Source organism: Streptomyces sp. NPDC048278 (assembly GCF_040652195.1).
Lineage (GTDB): Bacteria > Actinomycetota > Actinomycetes > Streptomycetales > Streptomycetaceae > Streptomyces.
The window spans coordinates 168,806-194,226 of record NZ_JBEZLP010000006.1; the positions used below are offsets into that span (position 1 = coordinate 168,806).

A 25,421-nucleotide genomic window follows, 5' to 3' on the forward strand; every position below is an offset into this window, starting at 1 on the left:
CGACGGCGCAGCGCGCCCATTCCAGCGGAGCGCTGCCTCACGCGTCGTACGTGTCGGCCTTCTTCGGTGACGCCTCCTGGACCGACCCGCTGAGCGCTCCCGCCCGCGCGTTGAACTTGTCCATGTTGACGTCGTGCTCCTTGAGCACGGTGAACGCGGCCCGGTGCACCGCCCGCAGCACCGGCGTGGCCGCGCGCAGCGCGTCGTCGGCCATGAAGCGGTGCTTCCACGGCTGGTCGGCCCAGGCGTGCCGCAGGCCGAACGGCTCGGGCAGGCCCACGGAGCCGCCGAGCCACTTCAGCAGCGGCGGATACCAGCTGATCGAAGCCCGCGCGGCGAGCCGGACCACCTCGTCCGGGGTGACCAGCGGCAGCTTGATCGTCCGGGTCTCCCAGAACCGGACGGTCTTGGCGACCGTCTTGGTGGGGGCCTCGGGCTTGCCGCTGAACAGGCCGTTGACCGGGCCGAGGGCGTGTCCGGTGACCTCGATGCGCAGGGTCTCCTTCAGCACGGTCACGGTGGCCATCATCGTGATGATCAGGCCGCCGTCCCACAGGTACGGCCACTGCACGCCCAGGTAGTGCCGTTCGCCCTTGTCGAAGTGGTTGTTGTTGCAGATCCGCTCCACGTCGGCGGGGCCCACCTGGTAGTCGGTCCCCTCGGGCCGGGACACCGCCTTGGCGCCCTCTCCGACATGGGTGACGATCCAGTGCTTGACCTGCGGGGTCGGGAAGCCGCCGGTCTTCAGGTGCTGCCGGTGCAGCACGCTCAGCTCCTTCTCGATCTCCCGGACGACCGTCCAGGCACGGAACTCGTGGATGCCCTTGACCGGATCGAGCGGGACCAGCTCCTCCGCGAGGTGCCAGGAGCCCCAGCGGGTGCCCATGCCGAGTATGCCCTTGGGCCCGGCGTAGAAGACCGAGTTGGACTGCTGTTCGGCGCTGAGCCGGGCCAGGGACTGGCGCAGCTGCTCGGCCGCGGCCTGGTCCGGGCTGGTCGGCACCGCCTCGGGGACCTTCGCGCCGACGCTGCCGCCGGACAGCAGGCCGCCCCAGGCTTCGCGCAGGTCCCGCGCGGTGCGCTCGCACAGTCGCTTGGCCAGGTACCAGCCGACGACCGGGAGCACGATGCAGCCGCGCGCGTACCAGCCCCAGAAGCCGGTGAGGGGCATCCGGATCAGGAAGACGATCGCGAGGACGCCGACGGCGGCGAGCAGGGCGCTGCCGAGCCCGGAGACCCGCTTGTTGTCGGCCTTCATCATGGTGGCCCGGAGCTGGAAGACGCCCAGCCAGACCAGCAGTCCGGGCAGGAAGAGCACGCCGCACAGCAACATGACGGCGGTGAGCCGCAGGTCGCGTTCCCGGCGGATGCGGTTGGCGGCGAGGCAGTGCTCGACGACCATCTGGGGTTCGCTGCCGAAGGACTGGACGAGGGGTGCGCGGCCGACGCCCAGCATGCGGTCGATGACCGCCTGGGAGTACGCCTCACCGAAGTTGGGCCGGAATATCTTCGCCCACTTGCGGCCCTCTTTGACCTCCGACTGGTGCCACTCGTTGTCGGCCTTCTTGATCTCCTCCATCGGTGTGTCCCGGTAGGCCGCCGAGGCCAGGGCGAAGGTCGGTGCCTGCGCCTGACCGCCCGGCCTGGGCACCTGTGGCCCGAAGAAGTCCTCGAAGCTCATTCCCGCCCCCACTTGCCGCCGTCCCGCTTCTGCGGCCTTCCCGACTTCCGTACTCCGCACACCTGTTGATCAAGTACTCAGAGTATCCCCAGCCACCGACAGCCGTCGGCGGACGGCCGAAGCCGTCCGCCGAACGTCCGACCCGGCACCGATCAGGAGGTGTCTTTGGCCTGTTCGCGAATCTTCTCGGCGATCTGTGGCGGCATCGGCTCGTGCCGGGCGTAGGAGCGGCTGAAACGCGCCGTGCCGTGCGACAGGGAGCGCAGGTCGACCGCGTACCGGCCGATCTCGAACTCCGGTACCTCGGCCTTGATCAGGGTGCGTCCGCCGCTGGTCTGCTCGGTGCCGAGCACCCGGCCGCGCCGCCCGGACAGGTCGCTCATCACGGCGCCCACGTAGTCGTCGCCGACCAGCACGGACACCTCGGCGACCGGTTCGAGGAGGTGGATCCTCGCGTCCGCGGCGGCCTCCCGCAGCGCCAGCGCGCCCGCCGTCTGGAAGGCGGCGTCGGAGGAGTCCACCGAGTGCGCCTTGCCGTCGAGCAGGGTGACCCGCACGTCGACCAACTGGTAGCCGGCGGCCACCCCTTTGACGGCCTGGGCCCTGATGCCCTTCTCGACCGACGGGATGAACTGCCGGGGCACCGCGCCGCCGACCACCTTGTCGACGAACTCGATGCCGGAGCCGCCCGGCAGGGGCTCCACCTCGATCTCGCAGATCGCGAACTGCCCGTGCCCACCGGACTGCTTGACGTGCCGGCCGCGCCCGGCGGACTTCCCGGCGAACGTCTCCCGGAGGGACACCTTGTGAGGTACGACGTCGACCTGGACGCCGTACCGGCTGCGCAGCCGCTCCAGGGCGACGTCCGCGTGCGCCTCGCCGAGGCACCACAGCACCACCTGGTGGGTGTCCTGGTTCTGTTCGAGGCGCATCGTCGGGTCCTCGGCGACAAGGCGGGACAGACCCTGGGAGAGCTTGTCCTCGTCCGCCTTGCTGTGCGCCTCGATGGCGAGCGGCAGCAGCGGGTCGGGCATCTCCCACGGCTCCATGAGCAGCGGGTCGTCCCGGCCGGAGAGGGTGTCCCCGGTCTCCGCGCGGCCGAGCTTCGCCACGCACGCGAGGTCGCCGGCGATGACATGGGTGACCGGCCGCTGCTGTTTGCCGAACGGCGTGGACAGGGCGCCGATCTTCTCGTCGACGTCGTGATCCTCATGACCGCGGTCGGCGAGGCCGTGCCCGGAGACGTGGACCGTCTCGTCGGGGCGCAGGGTGCCGGAGAAGACCCGCACCAGCGAGACCCGGCCGACGTACGGGTCGGAGGCGGTCTTCACGACCTCCGCGACCAGCGGGCCGCCGGTGTCGCACGGTTTGATCTCGCGCCGCTCGCCGTCGAGGCTGGTGACGTCCGGCGTGGGGTGCTCGAACGGCGTCGGGAAGCCGCCGGTGACCAGCTCCAGCAGCTCGACCGTGCCGAGGCCCTGGCGGGCGCCGTCGGCGGCCGGGGCGGCGGCCAGGACGGGGTAGAAGGCCCCGCGGGCCACGGCCCGCTCCAGGTCCTCGATGAGCGTCTTGAGATCGATCTCCTCGCCGCCCAGATAGCGGTCCATGAGGGTCTCGTCCTCGCTCTCCGAGATGATCCCCTCGATGAGCCGGTTGCGGGCGTCCTCGATGTCCGGCAGCTGCTCGGGGCCCGGCTCGGACTCCTTGCGTTCGCCGGTGGAGTAGTCGAACAGCTTCTGCGTGAGCAGCCCGACCAGGCCGGTCACCGGCGCGTGCCCGTCCGGACCCTGCGCGCCGTACAGCGGCAGGTAGAGCGGGAGCACGGCGTCGGGGTCGTCGGCGCCGAACGCCTCGGCGCACACCCGGGTCATCTCCTGGAAGTCCGCGCGGGCGGCCTCCAGGTGCGTGACGACGATCGCCCGCGGCATCCCGACGGCGGCGCACTCCTCCCACACCATCCGGGTCGAGCCGTCCACCCCGTCCGAGGCCGAGACGACGAAGAGGGCCGCGTCCGCCGCGCGCAGACCGGCCCTCAGCTCACCGACGAAGTCGGCGTATCCCGGGGTGTCCAGGATGTTGATCTTGATTCCGTTCCATTCGACCGGTACCAGCGACAGCTGTACGGAGCGCTGCTGCCGGTGCTCGATGTCGTCGTAGTCGGAGACGGTCCCGCCGTCCTCCACCCGGCCCGCCCGGTTCACCGCTCCCGCGGTCAGCGCGAGCGCCTCCACCAAGGTGGTCTTTCCCGATCCGGAGTGGCCGACCAGCACCACATTCCGTACAGACGCGGGGTGGTCGGCCGCCCTTGCCCTGCCGGCGGCTCCGGGGTGTTCCTTGACCTTGTCGCCCATGGTTATGCCTCCCGTGCACGGTGAGGTCTCTGTGGGCGCGGGCGAGCATGGCGGGCCGCGTGCGGTGGCGGCTCCGATGACGCCCGCGGTTATTCGAGCTTTCCACTCCCGTCACGGTGCGTCCATACGAACGACGTGATCGTGCCCGCGGAACCCTTCCCGCCGGGCCGCCGGCCCCTCCTGCGAGTGCCCACCCGTCGCACACACGCGCGCGTGGCTACGATGGGCCAGCCGGGGTGGCCAGCAGGGGCCGCACGGCGCTACGACCGTCAGGAAGGCCATGCTGAACAAGTACGCGCGTGCATTCTTCACGCGTGTCCTCACACCGTTCGCCGCGTTTCTCATCCGCCGGGGCGTGAGCCCGGACACGGTCACGCTCCTCGGCACGGCCGGAGTGGTCGCGGGCGCGCTGGTCTTCTTCCCCCGGGGCGAGTTCTTCTGGGGCACGATCGTGATCACGCTGTTCGTGTTCTCGGACCTGGTGGACGGCAACATGGCCCGCCAGCTGGGCCGCACCAGCCGCTGGGGCGCCTTCCTGGACTCCACCCTGGACCGGGTCGCCGACGGCGCGATCTTCGGCGGCTTCGCGCTCTGGTACGCGGGCAACGGGAACGACAACGTCCTGTGCGCGGTCTCCATCTTCTGCCTGGCCAGCGGCCAGGTGGTGTCGTACACCAAGGCGCGCGGCGAGTCGATCGGGCTGCCGGTGGCCGTCAACGGCCTGGTGGAGCGTGCCGAGCGCCTGGTGATCTCGCTGGTGGCGGCCGGTCTGGCCGGCTTCCACAAGTTCGGCGTCCCGCACATCCAGATCCTGCTGCCGATCGCCCTGTGGGTCGTCGCCGTGGGCAGCCTGGTCACCCTGGTCCAGCGGGTCGTCACGGTCCGCCGGGAGTCCGCCGAGGCGGAGGCGGCGGCCGAGCACGAGAAGGCCTCGCACGGGAGCGAGGCCTCCCAGTGAGCGCCGCCGACCGGCTCACCGACTCCCTGTACGGTCTCGGCTGGAGCACCGTCAGGAAGCTCCCCGAGCCGGTCGCCGTGCGCCTCGGCAACTCCGTCGCGGACCTCGCCTGGCGGCAGCGCGGCAAGGGCGTCCAGCGCCTGGAGTCCAACTACGCGCGCGTGCGTCCCGACGCGAGCCCCGAGCGGCTGCGCGAGCTCTCCCGGGCGGGCATGCGCTCCTACCTGCGCTACTGGATGGAGTCCTTCCGGCTGCCGTCCTGGAGCGAGGAGCGGATCCGCGGCGGCTTCGTCCCCAAGGACGTCCACCACCTCACCGACGGCCTCGCCTCCGACCGCGGTGTGATCCTCGCGCTGCCGCACCTGGCCAACTGGGACCTGGCCGGCGCCTGGGTCACCACCGAGCTGAAGACCCCGTTCACCACGGTCGCCGAGCGCCTGAAGCCGGAGACGCTCTACGACCGTTTCGTCGCCTACCGCGAGGGCCTCGGCATGGAGGTCCTGCCGCACAGCGGCGGCTCCGCCTTCGGCACCCTGGCGCGCAGGCTGCGCGACGGCGGCCTGGTCTGCCTGGTCGCCGACCGCGACCTGTCCGCCTCCGGCATCGAGGTCGACTTCTTCGGCGACACCGCGCGGATGCCCGCCGGACCCGCCCTGCTGGCCCAGCAGACCGGCGCACTCCTGCTGCCCGTCACGCTCTGGTACGACGACACCGCCGTCATGCAGGGCCGTGTGCACGCCCCGATCGAGGTACCCGAGTCAGGTGACAAGGCGTCGAAGACGTCTGTCATGACACAGGCGCTGGCCGACGCCTTCGCCACCGGGATCACCGACCATCCGGAGGACTGGCACATGCTCCAGCGCTTGTGGCTCGCCGACCTCGACCCCGCGAAGGGGCCGTCGTGAGGATCGGCATCGTCTGCCCCTACTCCTGGGACGTCCCGGGTGGCGTCCAGTTCCACATCCGCGACCTCGCCGAGTACTTCATCCGCCTGGGCCACGAGGTCTCCGTCCTCGCCCCCGCCGACGACGACACCCCGCTGCCGCCCTACGTCGTCTCGGCCGGCCGCGCCGTCCCGGTGCCGTACAACGGCTCGGTGGCCCGCCTCAACTTCGGCTTCCTCTCCGCCGCGCGGGTGCGCCGCTGGCTGCACGACGGCGCGTTCGACGTGGTCCACATCCACGAGCCGACCTCCCCGTCCCTCGGCCTGCTGACCTGCTGGGCGGCCCAGGGCCCGATGGTGGCGACGTTCCACACCTCCAACCCGCGTTCCCGCGCGATGATCGCCGCGTACTCGATCCTCCAGGCCGCCCTGGAGAAGATCAGCGCCCGGATCGCGGTCAGCGAGTACGCCCGGCGCACCCTGGTCGAGCACCTCGGCGGCGACGCCGTCGTGATCCCCAACGGCGTGGACGTCGACTTCTTCGCCAAGGCCGAGCCGCGCCCCGAGTGGCAGGGCGACACGATCGGCTTCATCGGCCGCATCGACGAGCCCCGCAAGGGCCTCCCGGTCCTCATGAAGTCCCTGCCCAAGATCCTCGCCGCCCGCCCGGGTACCCGGCTCCTGGTGGCAGGCCGGGGCGACGAGGAGGCCGCGGTCGAGTCCCTCCCCGCCGAGCTGCGCTCCCGCGTCGAGTTCCTCGGCATGATCAGCGACGACGACAAGGCCCGCTTCCTGCGCAGCCTCGACCTGTACATCGCGCCCAACACCGGCGGCGAGAGCTTCGGGATCATCCTGGTCGAAGCCCTGTCCGCGGGCGCTCCGGTCCTCGCCTCCGACCTCGACGCCTTCGCCCAGGTCCTGGACCAGGGGGCGGCGGGCGAGCTCTTCGCCAACGAGGACGCGGACGCGCTGGCGGAGGCGGCGGTACGGCTCCTGGAGGACCCGGAGCGCCGGGCCGGGCTGCGCGCCCGCGGCAGCGTGCACGTGCGGCGCTTCGACTGGTCCACGGTGGGTGCGGACATCCTGTCCGTCTACGAGACGGTGACGGCGGGTGCGGCGGCGGTGGCGGCGGACGAGCGGTCGGGCTTGCGGGCGCGGTTCGGGCTGGCGCGGGACTAGGCGCTCTGCTGGGAAGGCCGTCGTGTTCCGGGTGCGGCGCCGTCGTGGCTGGTCGCGCAGTTCCCCGCGCCCCTGACGGGGCGCTGCTGCCGGCGTCTCCTATAGCGTTCCGCCCGTGAGCGCTTCCCTCATCTGGACCCTCTGGATTCTTGCCGCCCTCGTGGTGATCGGGCTCTATCTGAGCTGGACCGCCGGACGGCTGGACCGGCTGCACGCGCGGATCGACGCGGCCCGGGCCGCCCTCGACGCCCAGTTGCTGCGGCGCGCGTCGGTGGCTCAGGAGCTGGCGACCTCGGGGGTGCTGGATCCCGCCTCCTCGATCGTGCTGTACGAGGCCGCGCACGCGGCCCGGCAGACCGAGGAGGAGCAGCGGGAGGTCGCGGAGAGCGAGCTGAGCCAGGCGCTGCGGGCCGTCTTCGAGCACCCGCAGCAGGTCGAGGAGGTCCGTCAGGCGCCCGGCGGCGATGCCGCCACGAGGGAGCTGGCCGAGGCCGTGCGCCGGGTCCCGATGGCCCGCCGCTTCCACAACGACGCCGTCGGCGCGGCCCGCCGGCTGCGCGAACACCGCAAGGTCCGCTGGTTCCGGCTGGCCGGGCACGCCCCCTTCCCGCTGGCCTTCGAGATGGACGACGAACCGCCTGCCGCGCTGGTCGAGCGCACGGCCTGACCGGAAAACGATCCACCGCCTTCCCATTGGCCCTTGCTGTGGACTGGTCCACTCGCGTTTCCTCGGTGTTTGCAGAAACCCTCTTTCAGCGAGTGAGGTCACCCGTGTCCACCAGTGAGAACCAGACCCCCGAGACCGGCACCGCCCGTGTGAAGCGCGGCATGGCCGAGCAGCTCAAGGGCGGCGTGATCATGGACGTCGTCACGCCGGACCAGGCGAAGATCGCCGAGGACGCGGGCGCCGTCGCCGTCATGGCCCTGGAGCGGGTCCCGGCCGACATCCGCAAGGACGGCGGAGTGGCCCGGATGTCCGACCCGGACATGATCGAGGGCATCATCGAGGCCGTGTCGATCCCGGTGATGGCCAAGTCCCGGATCGGCCACTTCGTCGAGGCCCAGGTCCTCCAGTCGCTCGGCGTCGACTACATCGACGAGTCCGAGGTCCTGACCCCGGCCGACGAGGTCAACCACTCCGACAAGTGGGCCTTCACCACCCCCTTCGTCTGCGGCGCCACCAACCTCGGCGAGGCCCTGCGCCGGATCGCCGAGGGCGCGGCCATGATCCGCTCCAAGGGCGAGGCCGGCACCGGCAACGTCGTCGAGGCCGTCCGCCACCTGCGCCAGATCAAGGGCGAGATCGCCAAGCTGCGCGGCTGCGACAACAACGAGCTGTACGCCGCGGCCAAGGAGCTGCGCGCCCCCTACGAGCTGGTCAAGGAGGTCGCCGAACTCGGCAAGCTGCCGGTCGTGCTGTTCTCCGCCGGCGGTGTCGCCACCCCGGCCGACGCGGCCCTGATGCGCCAGCTCGGCGCCGAGGGCGTCTTCGTGGGCTCCGGCATCTTCAAGTCCGGCGACCCGGCCAAGCGCGCCGCCGCCATCGTCAAGGCGACCACCTTCTACGACGACCCGAAGATCATCGCGGACGCGTCCCGCAACCTCGGCGAGGCCATGGTCGGCATCAACTGCGACACCCTCCCCGAGACCGAGCGCTACGCCAACCGCGGCTGGTAAGGCCAGAGGTTCCGCACACATGACCGACGCACCTGTCATAGGCGTCCTGGCTCTCCAGGGCGACGTACGGGAGCACCTCATCGCCCTGGCCGCGGCGGACGCCGTGGCCAGGCCGGTCCGGCGCCCCGAGGAACTCGCCGAGGTGGACGGCCTCGTCATCCCCGGCGGCGAGTCCACCACCATCTCCAAGCTCGCCGTCCTGTTCGGCGTGATGGAGCCCCTCCGCGCGCGCGTGCGAGCCGGAATGCCCGTCTACGGCACCTGCGCGGGCATGATCATGCTCGCCGACAAGATCCTCGACCCGCGCTCGGGCCAGGAGACCATCGGCGGCATCGACATGATCGTGCGCCGCAACGCCTTCGGGCGGCAGAACGAGTCGTTCGAGGCGGCGGTCGACGTACGCGGGATCGACGGCGATCCTGTAGAGGGCGTGTTCATCCGCGCCCCCTGGGTCGAGTCGGTCGGCGCCGAGACCGAGGTGCTCGCCGAGCACGAGGGCCACATCGTCGCGGTTCGCCAGGGCAACGCGCTCGCCACGTCGTTCCACCCGGAACTGACCGGCGACCACCGCGTGCACTCCCTGTTCGTCGACATGGTGCACGCCTGCCGCGCGACGGAGTCCTAGTAGGATCTCTGCCGTTCGTTGTTTGGATGGGTTACGCGAAGGAGACAGGCAGATGTCCGGCCACTCTAAATGGGCTACGACGAAGCACAAGAAGGCCGTGATCGATGCCAAGCGCGGCAAGCTCTTCGCGAAGCTGATCAAGAACATCGAGGTTGCGGCCCGCATGGGCGGCGTCGACATCGAGGGCAACCCGACCCTCTACGACGCCATCCAGAAGGCCAAGAAGCAGTCGGTCCCGAACAAGAACATCGACTCCGCGGTCAAGCGCGGCGGCGGCCTCGAGGCCGGCGGCGCCGACTACGAGACGATCATGTACGAGGGCTACGGCCCGAACGGCGTCGCGGTGCTCATCGAGTGCCTCACCGACAACCGCAACCGCGCCGCCTCCGACGTGCGCGTCGCCATGACCCGCAACGGCGGCAACATGGCGGACCCGGGCTCCGTGTCGTACCTCTTCAACCGCAAGGGCGTCGTGATCGTCCCCAAGGGCGAGCTGACCGAGGACGACGTGCTCGGTGCCGTCCTGGACGCGGGTGCCGAGGAAGTCAACGACCTGGGCGAGTCCTTCGAGGTGCTCAGCGAGGCCACCGACATGGTCGCCGTCCGCACCGCCCTCCAGGACGCCGGCATCGACTACGACTCCGCCGAGGCCAACTTCGTCCCGACCATGCAGGTCGAGCTGGACGAGGACGGCGCCAAGAAGATCTTCAAGCTGATCGACGCCCTGGAGGACAGCGACGACGTCCAGAACGTCTTCGCCAACTTCGACGTCAGCGACGAGGTCATGGAGAAGGTCGACGCGTAACGCTGCCGCGGGCTGAGCGGAATCGGCGGGCTGGTGGGACACGTCCTACCAGCCCGCCGCCGTTGTCAGTGGCAGCGGCTAGCCTGGCGCCATCCGTGGATCGCCGTCCACGGACCGCAATCATCAATCGAGGAACCACGACGGCGCTCGGCCAGGTCCGCGAGAGCGGCGGCGGTTTAGCCGCAAAGAGGGGAGGGGGGCGCGGTGCGTGTGCTGGGGGTGGACCCAGGGCTGACCCGGTGTGGTGTCGGGGTGGTCGAGGGTGTCGCCGGGCGACCGCTCACCATGGTCGGTGTGGGGGTCGTGCGGACGCCCGCGGACGCCGAACTCGGCCTGCGCCTCGTCGCCATCGAGCAGGGCATCGAGCAGTGGCTGGACGAGCACCGGCCCGAATTCGTCGCCGTGGAGCGGGTGTTCAGCCAGCACAACGTGCGGACCGTGATGGGCACCGCCCAGGCCAGCGCCGTCGCCATGCTGTGCGCCGCCCGCCGGGGCATCCCCGTCGCCCTGCACACCCCCAGCGAGGTCAAGGCCTCCGTCACCGGCTCAGGACGCGCCGACAAGGCCCAGGTCGGCGCCATGGTGACCCGGCTGCTCCGGCTCAGCGCGCCGCCGAAGCCCGCCGACGCCGCCGACGCCCTCGCGCTCGCCATCTGCCACATCTGGCGCGCCCCCGCACAGAACCGACTCCAGCAGGCCGTCGCCCTGCACGCAGCCAACGCAACGAAAGGCCGTACGGCATGATCGCCTTCGTCAGCGGCCCGGTCGCCGCCCTCGCCCCGGACTCCGCGGTGGTCGAGGTGGGCGGGATCGGCATCGCCGTCCAGTGCACGCCCAACACCCTGTCCGGGCTGCGCATGGGCCAACCGGCCAAGCTCGCCACCTCGCTGGTCGTACGCGAGGACTCGCTCACCCTGTACGGCTTCGTCGACGACGACGAGAAGCAGGTCTTCGAGCTGCTGCAGACGGCGAGCGGGGTCGGGCCGCGGCTCGCCCAGGCGATGCTCGCCGTGCACAACCCGGACGCGCTGCGCCGCGCGGTCGCCACGGGTGACGAGAAGGCGCTGATCGCCGTCCCCGGCATCGGCAAGAAGGGCGCGCAGAAGCTGCTCCTCGAGCTGAAGGACCGGCTCGGCGAGCCCGTCGGCGCGCCCGCGATCGGTGCGCCGGTCAGCCAGGGCTGGCGCGACCAGCTGCACGCCGCCCTGATCGGCCTGGGCTACGCGACCCGGGAGGCCGAGGAAGCCGTCACCGCCGTCGCCCCGCAGGCCGAGGCCGCCGGGGGCCCGCCCCAGGTCGGCCAGCTCCTGAAGGCCGCCCTGCAGACCCTCAACCGCGCCCGCTGACCCCACCACCGCTGAGGCACATCACTTATGAACTGGGACGACCCGACCGACACCGGCGCCGACGCGGAGCGGCTGGTGGGCGCCGTCGCCGACCGTGAGGACCAGGCCGTCGAGGCGGCGCTGCGCCCCAAGGACCTCGGCGAGTTCATCGGCCAGGAGAAGGTCCGCGAACAGCTCGACCTGGTGCTGCGCGCCGCACGCGCGCGTGGCGCCACCGCCGACCACGTGCTGCTCTCCGGCGCGCCCGGCCTGGGCAAGACCACCCTCTCGATGATCATCGCGGCCGAGATGGGCGCACCGATCCGCATCACGTCCGGCCCCGCCATCCAGCACGCCGGCGACCTGGCCGCGATCCTCTCCTCCCTCCAGGAGGGCGAGGTCCTCTTCCTCGACGAGATCCACCGCATGTCGCGGCCGGCCGAGGAGATGCTGTACATGGCGATGGAGGACTTCCGGGTCGACGTCATCGTCGGCAAGGGTCCGGGTGCGACCGCCATCCCCCTCGAACTGCCCCCGTTCACCCTGGTCGGCGCCACCACGCGCGCGGGTCTGCTGCCGCCGCCGCTGCGCGACCGCTTCGGCTTCACCGCACACATGGAGTTCTACGAGCCGCGCGAGCTGGAGCGGGTGGTGCACCGCTCGGCGAACCTCCTGGACGTCGAGATCGATCCGGCCGGCGCCGCCGAGATCGCCGGCCGCTCGCGCGGCACGCCCCGCATCGCCAACCGGCTGCTGCGCCGGGTCCGCGACTACGCGCAGGTCAAGGCGGACGGACTTGTCACACGTGACATCGCGCACGCGGCCCTCGCCGTCTACGAGGTGGACGAGCGCGGCCTGGACCGGCTGGACCGCGCGGTCCTGCAAGCCCTGCTGAAGCTGTTCGGCGGCGGCCCGGTCGGCCTGTCCACCCTCGCCGTCGCGGTGGGGGAGGAGCGGGAGACCGTCGAGGAGGTCGCCGAACCCTTCCTGGTCCGCGAGGGCCTGCTGGCCCGCACCCCTCGCGGCCGAGTCGCCACCCCCGCCGCCTGGGCCCACCTGGGCCTCACCGCCCCCCGCGGCGCAGCGGGCGGAACGGGCCAGCAGGACCTGTTCGGCACCTGACGCGGACATGCCCGGTCCCGCGTGCGGCCGACGCCCGGCTCCGTGCCCGGCCGATACCCGGTCCCGCGCCCGGCCCGTTCCCGGTGTGCGCGGTGCCCGAGTCGTTGCCGGTGAGAACGTGCTGGGTCCGTCGTGCCGCCGGAGCGGCCCCGGACCCGTGGCCCTCGCTGCCCGGAGGGCCCGGCGCCCGTGGACCAGGCTCCGGCCGCAGACGTGATCGCTTCGTGACGGCGGGGCATTGGCGGGCCCAGGAACCCAGGTGCCATGCTGAGCGTTGTTCCATGCGCGCGGACTCGCTTAGACTCCGCCGATGCCGCCTTTGCGGGCGGCGCCGACCACACCCCCATCATCCAGGCCGCTCACCGCCGCGGCTGCGCGAAGGAAATTCCGTCCCGTGAATAGCTTGCCTCTTCTCGTGTTCATCGTCCTCATCGCGGCCATGTTCCTGATGACGCGTTCCACCCGGAAGCGCCAGCAGCAGGCCACGCAGATGCGGAACGAGATCCAGCCCGGCAACGGGGTCCGCACCATCGGGGGCATGTACGCGACGGTCAAGGAAGTCAACGAGGACACCGTCCTCCTCGACGCCGGCCCGGGCGTCGACCTCCTCTTCGCGAAGAACGCGATCGGCTCCATCCTCACGGACGACGAGTACAACCGCATCGTGCACGGCGTCGAGCACGACCTGAAGTCCGACGCCGACGTCGTCCCGGACGACGCCTCCTCCCTCACCGAGACCGACGACGAGCCTGCCGAAGCTGCCGCCGCCTCCGACGACAAGGCCGTCGACCTCGGGAAGAAGGACGCCGCCGCGGACGAGGACACGGAGACAGAGACCGACGGGCCGGCCGAGTCCGCGACCGCCGAGGCGAAGGCTGACGAAGAGCCGAAGAAGACCGACGGCGACTCCGACGCGAAGTAGCCGTGTCCCGGGGAGCGGTGCGCACATCCCACGCGCACACCGCACCCCGGGTGCGTCTGTTTCCCGCACGGGATCCCGACACCATGTCATGGCCGACCGCACCGACCAGGCGCGCGGCGGCCCGAGAGGGAGTACGAGAAGGTGGCAGCACCTAAGAGGGGCCGGAGCGCGAGCGCCCAGAGCAAGCCAGGGCGCTCGCTGGCCCTCATCCTGATCGCCATCGTGGCGCTCACCGGCGGAATGTTCGCCTCCGGAAACACCACTCCGCGTCTCGGTATCGACCTGGCCGGTGGTACGAGCATCACGCTGCAGGCGAGGAACGAGCCGGGCCAGCCCAACGCGATCAACAAGACCAACATGGACACCGCGGTCGAGATCATGAACCGCCGTGTCAACGGTCTCGGCGTGTCCGAGGCGGAGGTGCAGACCCAGGGCACCAGCAACATCATCGTCAACATCCCCAAGGGCACGAACTCCGCAGAGGCCCGCCAGCAGGTCGGCACCACCGCGAAGCTGTACTTCCGCCCCGTCCTGGCCCAGGAGGCCAGCGCCGCCGCCTCGTCGAGCGCCTCCCCGAGCGCGTCCGCCAGCGGCAGCTCCACCTCCTCCCCGAGCGCCACCCCGTCGAGCAGCGCGTCCGGGTCCCAGAAGGCGACCGGCTCGTCCGCCACGCCCTCGTCCTCGGCCACCTCGCAGGGCCGCGCGGTCACCGACGCCCTGAAGGCCGGCTCCACGCCGTCGTCCTCGGCGACCGCCTCCTCGTCGGCGAGCCCCTCCGCCACCTCCTCGGCCGACGCGAGCGCCTCTGCCAGCGCCTCCGCCGCGGCTTCGAAGCTGGAGGCCGAGTACACCGCGCTGGACTGCACCAAGGCCGCGCAGCGCGCCACCGCCGGCAAGAGCGCCAAGCCGACCGACACCACCGTGGCCTGCGGCCAGATCGGTGGCGCCTGGTACAAGTACGTGCTCGGCCCGGCCCGCGTCGACGGCACCGACGTCAAGAAGGCCCAGGCCGTCTTCGACACGCAGGGCGCCTCCGGCTGGCAGGTCCAGATGTCGTTCACCGGCGGCGGGGCCAAGAAGTTCGCGGACGTCACCGCCGAGCTGGCCAAGAACGCCTCCCAGCCGACGAACGAGTTTGGCATCGTCCTCGACGGCGAGGTCGTCTCCAGCCCGACCGTGAGCCAGTCGATCACCGGCGGCCAGGCGGAGATCTCCGGCAGCTTCACCCAGGAAGAGGCCCAGAGCCTCTCCAACATGCTGTCCTACGGCGCGCTCCCGCTCTCCTTCAGGACCGAGAGCGTCACCACCGTGACCGCCGCCCTCGGCGGCCAGCAGCTGCACGCCGGTCTGCTGGCGGGTGCCATCGGCCTCGCGCTGGTCATCATCTACCTGGTGGCCTTCTACCGCGGCCTGTCGCTGATCGCGATCCCGTCGCTGCTGGTCTCCGCGGCGCTCACCTACACGATCATGTCGCTGCTCGGCCCCACGATCCACTTCGCGCTGAACCTGCCCGCGGTCTGCGGTGCGATCGTCGCGATCGGCATCACGGCGGACTCGTTCATCGTGTTCTTCGAACGCATCCGGGACGAGATCCGCGAGGGCCGCACGCTGCGCCCCGCCGTCGAGCGGGCCTGGCCGCGTGCCCGGCGCACCATCCTGGTCTCCGACTTCGTGTCGTTCCTGGCCGCCGCCGTGCTGTTCATCGTGACCGTCGGCAAGGTCCAGGGCTTCGCGTTCACCCTCGGTCTGACCACCGTGCTCGACGTGGTCGTCGTCTTCTTCTTCACCAAGCCGCTGATGACGCTCGTCGCCCGGCGTAAGTTCTTCGCGAGCGGCCACAAGTGGTCGGGCCTCGACCCGAAGGGCCTGGGCGCCAAGGCCCCGCTGCGCCGCACCCGCCGTCCCGCCGGCCCTGCCGCCGGCCCTGTCGACCCGAAGGAAGCGTGAGCGATGTCGAAACTCGGCAACCTCGGCGCCCGACTGCACCGCGGCGAGATCAGCTACGACTTCGTCGGCAAGCGCAAGATCTGGTACGGCGTCTCCATCCTGATCACCATCACGGCCATCGTCGGCCTGGCGGTGCGCGGCCTGAACATGGGCATCGACTTCCAGGGCGGCGCCGTCTTCACCACCTCGAAGACCAGCGTCTCGGTGTCCCAGGCGGAGACCTACGCGCAGCAGGCCTCCGGCCACGAGGCGGTCGTACAGAAGCTCGGCACGGGCGGTCTGCGCATCCAGATCGCCGGCATGGACACCGAGAAGTCGGACGCGACCAAGGCCGCGCTGGCCAAGGACATGAAGGTGGACCCCGAGTCCATCAACTCCGACCTGGTCGGCCCCAGCTGGGGTGACGAGATCGCCAACAAGGCCTGGGAAGGCCTCGCCATCTTCATGGTCCTCGTGGTGATCTACCTGGCGATCGCCTTCGAGTGGCGGATGGCGGTCGCGGCCCTGGTCGCGCTGATCCACGACATCACCATCACGACCGGTATCTACGCCCTGGTCGGCTTCGAGGTCACGCCCGGCACGGTCATCGGTCTGCTGACCATCCTCGGTTACTCGCTCTACGACACGGTCGTCGTCTTCGACAGCCTCAAGGAGCAGACGAAGGACATCACCAAGCAGACCCGCTTCACCTACAGCGACATCGCCAACCACTCGATCAACGGCACCCTGGTCCGTTCGATCAACACCACGGTGGTCGCGCTGCTGCCGGTCGCGGGCCTGCTGTTCATCGGCGGCGGCTTCCTCGGCGCGGGCACGCTCAACGACATCTCGCTGTCGCTGTTCGTCGGTCTCGCCGCCGGTGCCTACTCGTCGATCTTCATCGCCACGCCGCTCGTCGCCGACCTCAAGGAGGCCGAGCCGCAGATGAAGGCCCTGAAGAAGCGCGTCCTCGCCAAGCGTGCCCAGGCCGCGGCCGAGGACGAGATGGCCGAGGCCCGGGTGGACGGCTCCGAGGACCCCGAGGACGCCGCTCCGGCCGTCGTCGGCCCCCGCAACCAGCCCGCGTCCCGCAACCGGGGCGGCCGTGGCCGACCGTCGGGGAAGCGCCGGTGACCGACATCGAGGAGCTGCTGCTCAGCCGGATCCGGGACGTCGAGGACTACCCGGAGCAGGGCGTGATGTTCAAGGACATCACCCCGCTCCTGGCGGACCCGGCCGCGTTCACCGCGCTCACCGACGCCCTCGCGGAGATCGCCGAGCGCACCGGCGCCACCAAGATCGTCGGCCTGGAGGCCCGGGGCTTCATCCTGGGCGCCCCGGTCGCCGTCCGCGCCGGACTCGGCTTCATCCCGGTCCGCAAGGCGGGCAAGCTCCCCGGAGCCACCCTCCGGCAGGCCTACGAGCTGGAGTACGGCTCGGCCGAGATCGAGGTGCACGCCGAGGACCTCGGGACGGAGGACCGGATCCTGATCGTCGACGACGTGCTCGCCACCGGCGGCACCGCCGAGGCCGCGATCCAGCTGATCCACCGCGCCGGTGCCGAGGTCTCGGGCGTCGCGGTCCTGATGGAGCTGGGCTTCCTGGGCGGCCGGAACCGCCTGGAGCCCGCCCTGCGGGGAGCGCCGCTGGAGGCCCTCCTCCAGGTCTGAGCGCCCTACGACCGACGCAACGGCCGCCCCCTCCGAGGGGCGGCCGTTGCGCGTTCTGCGGGGACCCTGGCCACCCGCACGACACCCTTGTGGAATCCCACGGCAGCCTCGGGTGTTTCTCCCGTATACGGTCCTCCGTCCGGCCTGAAGGCGATGACATGGCCCAGGATCGCTACCATGGGCACTCCGGAGCCTGACCGGGGGACCCGGATCGCGCACGAGGAGCCCTCTTGCCAGACGAGGCCCAGCCACTGACAGCCGCCAAGCCCGAGCCCGCCTCGGCCCCTGCGGCCAAGCCCGCGCCGAACGTGTCGCAGACGAAGAACGACACCCGTGGGCCGGTCGAGCACGCCCAGTCCGCGCCGGTCGAGAAGTCGGCGGAGACCTCGCGCCCCAAGCCGGCCCCGCCCGAGCGCCCCGCGACCCGCCCCAACAGCGGCCAGCCCGCCCGCTCCGGCTCCTCCAACCGCGTCCGCGCCCGCCTGGCCCGCCTCGGCGTGCAGCGCGCGAACCCGTACAACCCGGTCCTGGAGCCGCTGCTGCGCATAGTCCGCAGCAACGACCCCAAGATCGAGAACGCCACCCTGCGCCAGATCGAGCGCGCCTACCAGGTCGCCGAGCGCTGGCACCGCGGCCAGAAGCGCAAGAGCGGCGACCCGTACATCACGCACCCGCTCGCGGTCACCACCATCCTCGCCGAGCTGGGCATGGACCCGGCGACCCTGATGGCGGGCCTGCTGCACGACACCGTCGAGGACACCGAGTACGGCCTGGAGGACCTGCGCCGCGACTTCGGCGACGTCGTCGCGCTGCTCGTCGACGGCGTCACCAAGCTGGACAAGGTCAAGTTCGGCGAGGCCGCGCAGGCCGAGACCGTGCGCAAGATGGTCGTCGCCATGGCCAAGGACCCGCGCGTCCTGGTCATCAAGCTCGCCGACCGCCTGCACAACATGCGCACGATGCGCTACCTCAAGCGCGAGAAGCAGGAGAAGAAGGCGCGCGAGACCCTGGAGATCTACGCGCCGCTCGCCCACCGCCTGGGCATGAACACCATCAAGTGGGAGCTGGAGGACCTCGCGTTCGCGATCCTCTACCCCAAGATGTACGACGAGATCGTCCGGCTGGTCGCCGAGCGGGCGCCCAAGCGGGACGAGTACCTCGCCATAGTGACCGACGAGGTCCAGTCCGACCTGCGCGCGGCCCGCATCAAGGCGACCGTCACCGGCCGCCCGAAGCACTACTACAGCGTCTACCAGAAGATGATCGTCCGCGGCCGGGACTTCGCGGAGATCTACGACCTGGTGGGCATCCGCGTCCTGGTGGACACCGTCCGCGACTGCTACGCGGCCCTGGGCACCGTCCACGCGCGCTGGAACCCGGTTCCGGGGCGCTTCAAGGACTACATCGCGATGCCCAAGTTCAACATGTACCAGTCGCTGCACACGACGGTGATCGGCCCCAACGGCAAGCCCGTCGAACTCCAGATCCGCACGTTCGACATGCACCGCCGCGCCGAGTACGGCATCGCCGCGCACTGGAAGTACAAGCAGGAAGCCGTCGCCGGCGCCTCCAAGGTCCGCACCGACGTGCCCAAGTCGTCCGGCAAGGGCAAGGACGACCACCTCAACGACATGGCCTGGCTGCGGCAGTTGCTCGACTGGCAGAAGGAGACCGAGGACCCCGGCGAGTTCCTGGAGTCCCTGCGCTTCGACCTGTCCCGCAACGAGGTCTTCGTCTTCACGCCCAAGGGCGACGTCATAGCGCTCCCGGCCGGGGCCACCCCGGTCGACTTCGCGTACGCGGTCCACACCGAGGTCGGCCACCGCACGATAGGGGCCAGGGTCAACGGCCGCCTGGTGCCGCTCGAATCGACGCTGGACAACGGCGACCTGGTCGAGGTCTTCACCTCCAAGGCGGCCGGCGCCGGACCGTCCCGCGACTGGCTCGGCTTCGTCAAGTCCCCGCGTGCCCGCAACAAGATCCGCGGCTGGTTCTCCAAGGAGCGCCGGGACGAGGCGATCGAGCAGGGCAAGGACGCCATCGTCCGCGCGATGCGCAAGCAGAACCTGCCGATCCAGCGCATCCTCACCGGCGACTCACTGGTCACGCTGGCGCACGAGATGCGCTACCCGGACATCTCCTCGCTGTACGCGGCGATCGGCGAGGGCCATGTGGCCGCGCAGAACGTCGTGCAGAAGCTGGTGCAGGCCCTCGGCGGCGAGGAGGCGGCCACCGAGGAGATCGACGAGGCGGTCCCGCCGTCCCGCACCCGCGGTCGCAAGCGGCGCAGCAACCAGGACCCCGGTGTGGTCGTCAAGGGCGTCGACGACGTCTGGGTCAAGCTGGCCCGCTGCTGCACCCCCGTGCCCGGCGACCCGATCATCGGCTTCGTCACGCGCGGCAGCGGGGTCTCGGTGCACCGCAGCGACTGCGTCAACGTCGAGTCACTGTCCCGCGAGCCCGAGCGCATCCTCGACGTCGAGTGGGCGCCCACCCAGTCCTCGGTCTTCCTGGTCGCCATCCAGGTCGAGGCCCTTGACCGGTCCCGGCTCCTGTCGGACGTCACCCGCGTCCTGTCCGACCAGCACGTCAACATCCTCTCCGCGGCCGTCCAGACCTCCCGCGACCGGGTGGCCACCTCCCGCTTCACCTTCGAGATGGGCGACCCCAAGCACCTGGGCCACGTCCTGAAGGCCGTACGGGGCGTGGAGGGCGTGTACGACGTCTACCGGGTCACCTCGGCGCGCAACCGGTCGTAGCGGCGGACGGACATACGACGAGGGGCCCCGTACGCCGTGTACGGGGCCCCGCGTCGTGGAACCGCTTTGCCGGCCTGGTCAGCCGCCGGTCAGCCGCCGAACTCCTGGAGGCCCTTCAGGGCCTGGTCCAGGAGCGCCTGGCGGCCCTCCAGCTCACGCTCCAGCTTGTCCGCCTTCGACGTGTTGCCCTGGGCGCGGGCCTGCTCGATCTGCGATCGCAGCTTGTCCACGGCGGCCTGCAGCTGGCCGGTCAGACCCGCGGCACGCGCGCGTGCCTCCGGGTTGGTCCGGCGCCACTCGGCCTCCTCGGCCTCCTGGATGGCCCGGTCGACCGTGTGCATCCGGCCCTCGACCTTCGGACGCGCGTCGCGCGGCACATGGCCGATGGCCTCCCACCGCTCGTTGATCGAGCGGAAGGCGGACCGCGCGGTCCGCAGGTCCGTGATCGGCAGGAGCTTCTCGGCCTCGGCGGCCAGCTCCTCCTTCAGCTTCAGGTTCTCCGTCTGCTCCGCATCCCGCTCCGCGAAGGCGGACCCGCGCGCCGCGAAGAACACGTCCTGGGCGCCGCGGAAGCGGTTCCACAGGTCGTCCTCGTGCTCGCGCTGGGCGCGGCCGGCGGCCTTCCACTCGGCCATCAGCTCGCGGTAGCGCGCGGCCGTCGGACCCCAGTCCGACGAGTCGGAGAGCGACTCCGCCTCGGCGACCAGCTTCTCCTTGGCCTTGCGGGCGTCCTCGCGCTGGGCGTCGAGCTGCGCGAAGTGCGCCTTGCGGCGCTTGGAGAACGCCGACCGGGCGTGCGAGAAGCGGTGCCACAGCTCGTCGTCCGACTTGCGGTCCAGACGCGGCAGGCCCTTCCAGGTGTCCACCAGGGACCGCAGCCGCTCGCCGGCCGCCCGCCACTGGTCGGACTGCGCCAGCTGCTCCGCCTCGACGACCAGGTCCTCCTTGGCCTGACGGGCCTCGTCGGACTGCTTGGCACGCTGCGCCTTGCGCTCCTCGCGGCGCGAGTCCACGGTCTTCACCAGCTCGCCCAGCCGGGCCCGGAGTGCCGCGAGGTCACCGACCGCGTGGTGCGCCTCCACCTGCTCGCGCAGGTGGTCGATGGCGACCTGGGCGTCCTTGGCGGACAGGTCGGTCGTCTGTACTCGCTTTTCGAGGAGGCCGATCTCGACAACCAGGCCCTCGTACTTGCGCTCGAAGTAGGCCAGCGCCTCCTCAGGGGAGCCGGCCTGCCAGGACCCGACGACCTGCTCGCCGTCGGCCGTACGCACGTACACGGTCCCCGTCTCGTCGACGCGGCCCCACGGGTCGCTGCTCACAGCGCCTCCTCCACATGATGCCCGCGAGGGGCCTCAGCGCCCCCGGGCATCGTCCACAGTTTCGTCACGGCCAACATAGGCGACCGGCGGGTTGCCTGTCCGCATCCCGCGCGACCGAAATTTCGCAGTTCGTGGTCAGGATTTCGCGACCGTGGCCTTGTTGATCACGACCGTCGCGTTCGGGGCTCCGTCACCCTGTCCGGTGTTCTCACCAGCGGCGGCGATTTTCTTCAGGACCTTCATTCCGGCCGCGTCGACGGTGCCGAACGGGGTGTAGGTGGCCGGCAACTGACTGTCCTGGTAGACCAGGAAGAACTGGCTGCCACCGGTGTGCTTCTGGCCCGTGTTGGCCATCGCGATCGTACCCGCCGGGTAGACACCGCCCTTGAGGCTCGTGTCCTTCAGGTTCTCGTCGGGGATCGTGTACCCGGGACCGCCGCTTCCGGTGCCCGTCGGGTCGCCGCACTGCAGCACGTAGATGCCGTTGGTGGTGAGCCGGTGGCACTTGGTGTGGTCGAAGTAGCCCTTCGACGCCAGGAAGTCGAACGAGTTCACGGTGTGCGGGGCCGCCGACGTCTTCAGCGCGATGCCGATGTCGCCGCAGGTCGTCGACAGCGTCATCGTGTACTTCGCCGACGTGTCGATCGTCATCGCCGGCTCCTTCTTCCAGCTCAGCTTCTGCACCGAGCCGGCCGCGGCCTTCTCGCACGGGTCCGGGGCCTTGCTGGGCGAGGCGGAGGCGCTGGGCGTCGTCTCCGAGCCGGCGTTCGCCTTGTCGTCGTTGCCCTTCAGCGCACCGGTCATGTACAGCGTGACGCTGCCGATCACGACCACGCCGAGCACCGACGCGATCACGGAGTTGCGCGTGCGTGTCTTGCGCCGTGCGCTGGTGCGCCGCTGCTGCTGCCGCAAGAACTTCTCCCGGGCGAGCTGACGCCGCCGCTGCTCCTGGCTGACCACCGGGTTCTCTCCTCATGCGTGTCGTGTGTCGACCGGTACGCGTGCGTCCTGTGCGCTGTGTGAGCCGACTGCTGCGTGTAGCCCCGTACCGTATATGGGTTCGCTGAGGAAACGGCAGCGCCGGTAGGCTCTGGACCACAGCTTGTAGCCGCCCGAACCGACACAACGAAGGACGATCGTGCTCATTGCCGGGTTCCCCGCCGGGGCCTGGGGGACGAACTGTTATCTCGTCGCCCCCGCCGCCGGTGCGGAGTGCGTGATCATCGACCCCGGCCACCAGGCCGCCGAAGGCGTCGAGGAAGCACTGAAGAAGCATCGGCTCAAGCCCGTCGCCGTCGTCCTCACCCACGGCCACATCGACCACGTGGCCTCGGTCGTCCCCGTCTGCGGAGCGCACGACGTACCGGCCTGGATCCACCCCGAGGACCGGTACATGATGAGCGACCCCGAGAAGGCGCTCGGCCGGTCCATCGGCATGCCGCTGATGGGCGAGCTGACCGTGGGGGAGCCCGACGACGTCTTCGAGCTGACCGACGGCGCGAAGCTGGAGCTGGCCGGACTCGAACTCTCCGTCGCGCACGCGCCGGGCCATACCAAGGGGTCGGTGACCTTCCGGATGCCGGAGACGGCCGAGATCCCCTCGGTCTTCTTCTCGGGCGATCTGCTCTTCGCCGGCTCCATCGGACGCACGGACCTGCCGGGCGGCTCCATGGACGACATGCTGGCCTCGCTGGCCCGTGTCTGCCTGCCGCTCGACGACTCCACCGTGGTGCTGTCCGGCCACGGCCCCCAGACGACCATCGGCCAGGAGCGCGCCACCAACGCCTACTTGCGGCAGGTGGCCGCCGGCCAGGGAGCGCAGGACGCTCCCCGACGAGGAATGTGACGAGAGACCTTCCGTGAGCACCTTCCAGGCCCCCAAGGGCACGTACGACCTGATCCCGCCGGACAGCGCCAAGTACCTGGCCGTCCGCGAGGCGATCGCCGCCCCGCTGCGCAACTCCGGCTACGGCTACATCGAGACCCCGGGCTTCGAGAACGTCGAGCTCTTCGCGCGCGGTGTCGGCGAGTCCACCGACATCGTCACCAAGGAGATGTACGCGTTCGAGACGAAGGGCGGCGACAAGCTGGCCCTGCGTCCCGAAGGCACGGCCTCCGTGCTGCGCGCCGCCCTGGAGGCGAACCTCCACAAGACCGGCAACCTCCCCGTCAAGCTCTGGTACTCCGGCTCGTACTACCGCTACGAGCGCCCGCAGAAGGGCCGTTACCGCCACTTCTCGCAGGTCGGTGCCGAGGCGATCGGCGCCGAGGACCCGGCCCTGGACGCCGAGCTGATCATCCTGGCCGACCAGGCGTACCGCTCGCTGGGCCTGCGCGACTTCCGCATCCTGCTGAACAGCCTGGGCGACAAGGAGTGCCGCCCGGTGTACCGCGCCGCGCTCCAGGACTTCCTGCGCGGCCTGGACCTGGACGAGGACACGCTGCGCCGCGCGGAGATCAACCCGCTCCGCGTCCTGGACGACAAGCGCGAGTCGGTCCAGAAGCAGCTCGGCGACGCCCCCCTCCTGCGGGACTACCTCTGCGACGCCTGCAAGGCGTACCACGAGGAGGTCCGCGAGCTGATCACGGCGGCGGGCGTGGCCTTCGAGGACGACCCGAAGCTGGTCCGTGGGCTGGACTACTACACCCGCACCACCTTCGAGTTCGTCCACGACGGCCTGGGCTCCCAGTCCGCGGTGGGCGGCGGCGGCCGGTACGACGGCCTCTCCGAGATGATCGGCGGCCCCGCGCTGCCGTCCGTCGGCTGGGCCCTGGGCGTCGACCGCACGGTCCTGGCGCTGGAGGCCGAGGGCATCGAACTCGACATCCCGTCCGCCACCAGCGTCTTCGCGGTACCGCTCGGCGAGGAGGCGCGACGCGTCCTCTTCGCGAAGGTCACGGAGCTGCGCAAGGTCGGCATCGCGGCGGACTTCTCCTACGGCGCCAAGGGCCTCAAGGGCGCCATGAAGAACGCCAACCGCAGCGGCGCCCGCTTCACGATCGTCGCCGGCGAGCGGGACCTCGCCGAGGGCGTCGTCCAGCTGAAGGACATGGAGTCCGGCGAGCAGGCGGCGGTGGGCGTCAACGAGATCGTGGCGGAGCTGGAGTCGAGGCTCGGCTGACGGGACCGGGAGACCGGCCCGCCTGTCATCGGCCGGTCAACTCGCCGGGGAATCAGCGCAGTTGGCCGGCACGGTAAACGCTCGGCGAAGTGTCCGAACGGGTGTGCGCGGCATCTCTACGCTGCGTGCATGAGATTCTTCCGGTCGCGTGACCGCGTGGACCCCCGGCCCCCGGCGAACTCTCCTCTCCACCTGGCGCACGCCCACTTCCGAGCCGGGCGGTACGCCGAGGCGGCGGCCGAGGCACGGGCGGTCGCCGGGCTCGACGCCAGGCACGCTCCGGCGGCTCGCAGCCTCGTCGCGACGGCCCTGGGCGCCCAGGGCCGTCATGCCGAGGCCCTCGCCGAGTACGACGCGCTGCTGCCCGTCTTCGGCAGGAACCACGGCGCCGAGCACCCGTTCACGCTGCAACTGCGCTCGAACCGCGCCCAGGCGCTGATCGCGCTCGACCGGTACGCCGAGTGCGAGACGGAGTGCGCCGCCGTCGCCAGGGCGGCGGCCCGCGGTACGGCTTCGCAGCTGCGGGTCCTCGCGGGGGCCGCCCGCAACGGACAGATCTACGCCGTCAACGCGCAGGGCCGCCACGAGGAGGCCGAGGCGCTCGCCCGTGCCGCCCTGGCCGCCCGTGACTCGCCCGACCGGCTCACCCTCGCCCTGCGGCTCGGCCTGGCCCGCAGCCTCAACGGCCAGGCCCGCCACGAGGAGGCCCTGGCGCAGGCGCTGGACGCCGAAGACCTGCACCGGAGCCTGTCCGAGGACCAGCGCCGCCCGGAGACCGGTGCCGTCGAACTGGCCAAGGCCACCGCCCTCGTGGGGTTGGACCGCGGCGCCGAGGCCCGCCCCCTGGCCACGGCCGCCCGCGACGCCTGCGTGGCCGCCTTCGGCCCGGACCACTACCGCGTCACCGAGGCCCGGGCCCTGCTCGACCGCTTCGACGGCGCCTGACCGGACCGTCAGCACCGTCAACCCGGTGCGCGCCGGTTCGTCCCGCCGGACGATGCCCACCCGGGACCGTCACGCGTATCCCTGTGCCGTCATGGCCCCCGGGCAACGGCCGGAACCGAGCTTTCCGGGGCGACCGTGCGTACTTCCTTATG

22 protein-coding genes are annotated in these 25,421 nt (G+C 70.9%); 18 read left to right on the forward strand and 4 right to left on the reverse strand.

The annotated features are described in order from the left end of the window. Window positions 1-37: 37 nt before the first annotated feature. On the reverse strand, window positions 38-1,681 hold the full coding sequence (locus tag AB0D74_RS13775) for a hypothetical protein (protein WP_362584669.1): 1,644 nt from the start codon (window positions 1,679-1,681) through the stop codon (window positions 38-40). A gap of 152 nt (window positions 1,682-1,833) precedes the next feature. Beyond that, window positions 1,834-4,032 (reverse strand): elongation factor G-like protein EF-G2, encoded by a 2,199-nt coding sequence (locus AB0D74_RS13780; protein WP_362584671.1) that lies wholly within the window; start codon window positions 4,030-4,032, stop codon window positions 1,834-1,836. Between the two features lie 280 nt (window positions 4,033-4,312). On the opposite strand from AB0D74_RS13780, the gene pgsA reads away from it, so the two are divergent. The 15 genes from pgsA to AB0D74_RS13855 all read left to right on the forward strand — a co-directional run bounded on the left by pgsA (window position 4,313) and on the right by AB0D74_RS13855 (window position 19,883). Then, window positions 4,313-4,990, forward strand: a complete 678-nt coding sequence (pgsA, locus tag AB0D74_RS13785) for a phosphatidylinositol phosphate synthase (RefSeq protein ID WP_362584674.1) — start codon at window positions 4,313-4,315, stop codon at window positions 4,988-4,990. Further along, the gene (locus AB0D74_RS13790) at window positions 4,987-5,895 is read left to right on the forward strand and encodes a phosphatidylinositol mannoside acyltransferase (RefSeq protein WP_362584678.1); all 909 of its coding nucleotides are present in this window, start codon (window positions 4,987-4,989) and stop codon (window positions 5,893-5,895) included. The genes pgsA and AB0D74_RS13790 overlap by 4 nt, the downstream gene beginning before the upstream one ends. After that, window positions 5,892-7,052, forward strand: a complete 1,161-nt coding sequence (locus AB0D74_RS13795; RefSeq protein ID WP_362584681.1) for a glycosyltransferase family 4 protein — start codon at window positions 5,892-5,894, stop codon at window positions 7,050-7,052. The genes AB0D74_RS13790 and AB0D74_RS13795 overlap by 4 nt, the downstream gene beginning before the upstream one ends. Before the next feature lie 115 nt (window positions 7,053-7,167). Next, on the forward strand, window positions 7,168-7,719 hold the full coding sequence (locus AB0D74_RS13800; protein ID WP_362584684.1) for a hypothetical protein: 552 nt from the start codon (window positions 7,168-7,170) through the stop codon (window positions 7,717-7,719). A gap of 104 nt (window positions 7,720-7,823) precedes the next feature. Next, window positions 7,824-8,729, forward strand: a complete 906-nt coding sequence (gene pdxS, locus AB0D74_RS13805) for a pyridoxal 5'-phosphate synthase lyase subunit PdxS (RefSeq protein WP_362584687.1) — start codon at window positions 7,824-7,826, stop codon at window positions 8,727-8,729. A 19-nt stretch (window positions 8,730-8,748) separates the two neighbouring features. After that, window positions 8,749-9,354, forward strand: coding sequence for a pyridoxal 5'-phosphate synthase glutaminase subunit PdxT (pdxT, locus tag AB0D74_RS13810; protein WP_362584690.1), 606 nt, complete (start codon window positions 8,749-8,751; stop codon window positions 9,352-9,354). 52 nt (window positions 9,355-9,406) lie between these two features. Then, window positions 9,407-10,159 carry a YebC/PmpR family DNA-binding transcriptional regulator gene (locus AB0D74_RS13815; protein ID WP_189264651.1) on the forward strand — a complete coding sequence of 251 codons (753 nt, stop codon included), beginning with the start codon at window positions 9,407-9,409 and terminating at the stop codon, window positions 10,157-10,159. Between the two features lie 204 nt (window positions 10,160-10,363). Then, window positions 10,364-10,903, forward strand: a complete 540-nt coding sequence (ruvC, locus tag AB0D74_RS13820; protein ID WP_362584695.1) for a crossover junction endodeoxyribonuclease RuvC — start codon at window positions 10,364-10,366, stop codon at window positions 10,901-10,903. After that, window positions 10,900-11,505: a Holliday junction branch migration protein RuvA gene (gene ruvA / locus AB0D74_RS13825; RefSeq protein WP_362584698.1), complete on the forward strand. Its 606-nt coding sequence runs from the start codon at window positions 10,900-10,902 to the stop codon at window positions 11,503-11,505. The genes ruvC and ruvA overlap by 4 nt, the downstream gene beginning before the upstream one ends. 27 nt (window positions 11,506-11,532) lie before the next feature. Continuing rightward, a complete protein-coding gene (ruvB, locus tag AB0D74_RS13830) occupies window positions 11,533-12,606 on the forward strand; it encodes a Holliday junction branch migration DNA helicase RuvB (protein ID WP_362584702.1) in 1,074 nt (357 codons plus the stop codon). Between the two features lie 394 nt (window positions 12,607-13,000). Continuing rightward, window positions 13,001-13,528: a preprotein translocase subunit YajC gene (gene yajC / locus AB0D74_RS13835; RefSeq protein ID WP_362584705.1), complete on the forward strand. Its 528-nt coding sequence runs from the start codon at window positions 13,001-13,003 to the stop codon at window positions 13,526-13,528. 141 nt (window positions 13,529-13,669) lie between these two features. Further along, a complete protein-coding gene (gene secD / locus AB0D74_RS13840) occupies window positions 13,670-15,475 on the forward strand; it encodes a protein translocase subunit SecD (protein WP_362584708.1) in 1,806 nt (601 codons plus the stop codon). A gap of 3 nt (window positions 15,476-15,478) precedes the next feature. Further along, a complete protein-coding gene (gene secF / locus AB0D74_RS13845; RefSeq protein WP_362584711.1) occupies window positions 15,479-16,588 on the forward strand; it encodes a protein translocase subunit SecF in 1,110 nt (369 codons plus the stop codon). Beyond that, a complete protein-coding gene (locus AB0D74_RS13850; protein WP_362584714.1) occupies window positions 16,585-17,124 on the forward strand; it encodes an adenine phosphoribosyltransferase in 540 nt (179 codons plus the stop codon). The genes secF and AB0D74_RS13850 overlap by 4 nt, the downstream gene beginning before the upstream one ends. Before the next feature lie 230 nt (window positions 17,125-17,354). After that, window positions 17,355-19,883, forward strand: coding sequence for a bifunctional (p)ppGpp synthetase/guanosine-3',5'-bis(diphosphate) 3'-pyrophosphohydrolase (locus tag AB0D74_RS13855; protein ID WP_362584717.1), 2,529 nt, complete (start codon window positions 17,355-17,357; stop codon window positions 19,881-19,883). 89 nt (window positions 19,884-19,972) lie between these two features. Here the strand turns inward: AB0D74_RS13855 and AB0D74_RS13860 are convergent, their stop codons facing one another. Then, a complete protein-coding gene (locus AB0D74_RS13860) occupies window positions 19,973-21,202 on the reverse strand; it encodes a DUF349 domain-containing protein (protein WP_362584721.1) in 1,230 nt (409 codons plus the stop codon). Window positions 21,203-21,337: 135 nt separating this feature from the next. Beyond that, window positions 21,338-22,162, reverse strand: a complete 825-nt coding sequence (locus AB0D74_RS13865; protein WP_362584724.1) for a peptidylprolyl isomerase — start codon at window positions 22,160-22,162, stop codon at window positions 21,338-21,340. A 178-nt stretch (window positions 22,163-22,340) separates the two neighbouring features. Here AB0D74_RS13865 and AB0D74_RS13870 point away from each other — a divergent pair, with 178 nt between their 5' ends. The 3 genes from AB0D74_RS13870 (at window position 22,341) to AB0D74_RS13880 (ending at window position 25,269) form a co-directional block, all read left to right on the forward strand. Further along, window positions 22,341-23,048 (forward strand): MBL fold metallo-hydrolase, encoded by a 708-nt coding sequence (locus AB0D74_RS13870; RefSeq protein WP_362584727.1) that lies wholly within the window; start codon window positions 22,341-22,343, stop codon window positions 23,046-23,048. 13 nt (window positions 23,049-23,061) lie between these two features. Continuing rightward, window positions 23,062-24,324 (forward strand): histidine--tRNA ligase, encoded by a 1,263-nt coding sequence (gene hisS, locus AB0D74_RS13875; RefSeq protein WP_362584730.1) that lies wholly within the window; start codon window positions 23,062-23,064, stop codon window positions 24,322-24,324. Between the two features lie 129 nt (window positions 24,325-24,453). Continuing rightward, window positions 24,454-25,269: a tetratricopeptide repeat protein gene (locus AB0D74_RS13880; RefSeq protein WP_362584733.1), complete on the forward strand. Its 816-nt coding sequence runs from the start codon at window positions 24,454-24,456 to the stop codon at window positions 25,267-25,269. Window positions 25,270-25,421: the final 152 nt, after the last annotated feature.

Coding starts and splice junctions, on each gene's coding strand:
- AB0D74_RS13775 (WP_362584669.1), bottom strand. CDS start 1,681: ATGAGCTTCGAGGACTTCTTCGGGCCACAGGTGCCCAGGCCGGGCGGT.
- AB0D74_RS13780 (WP_362584671.1), bottom strand. CDS start 4,032: ATGGGCGACAAGGTCAAGGAACACCCCGGAGCCGCCGGCAGGGCAAGG.
- pgsA (WP_362584674.1), top strand. CDS start 4,313: ATGCTGAACAAGTACGCGCGTGCATTCTTCACGCGTGTCCTCACACCG.
- pdxT (WP_362584690.1), top strand. CDS start 8,749: ATGACCGACGCACCTGTCATAGGCGTCCTGGCTCTCCAGGGCGACGTA.
- AB0D74_RS13815 (WP_189264651.1), top strand. CDS start 9,407: ATGTCCGGCCACTCTAAATGGGCTACGACGAAGCACAAGAAGGCCGTG.
- ruvA (WP_362584698.1), top strand. CDS start 10,900: ATGATCGCCTTCGTCAGCGGCCCGGTCGCCGCCCTCGCCCCGGACTCC.
- ruvB (WP_362584702.1), top strand. CDS start 11,533: ATGAACTGGGACGACCCGACCGACACCGGCGCCGACGCGGAGCGGCTG.
- secF (WP_362584711.1), top strand. CDS start 15,479: ATGTCGAAACTCGGCAACCTCGGCGCCCGACTGCACCGCGGCGAGATC.
- AB0D74_RS13880 (WP_362584733.1), top strand. CDS start 24,454: ATGAGATTCTTCCGGTCGCGTGACCGCGTGGACCCCCGGCCCCCGGCG.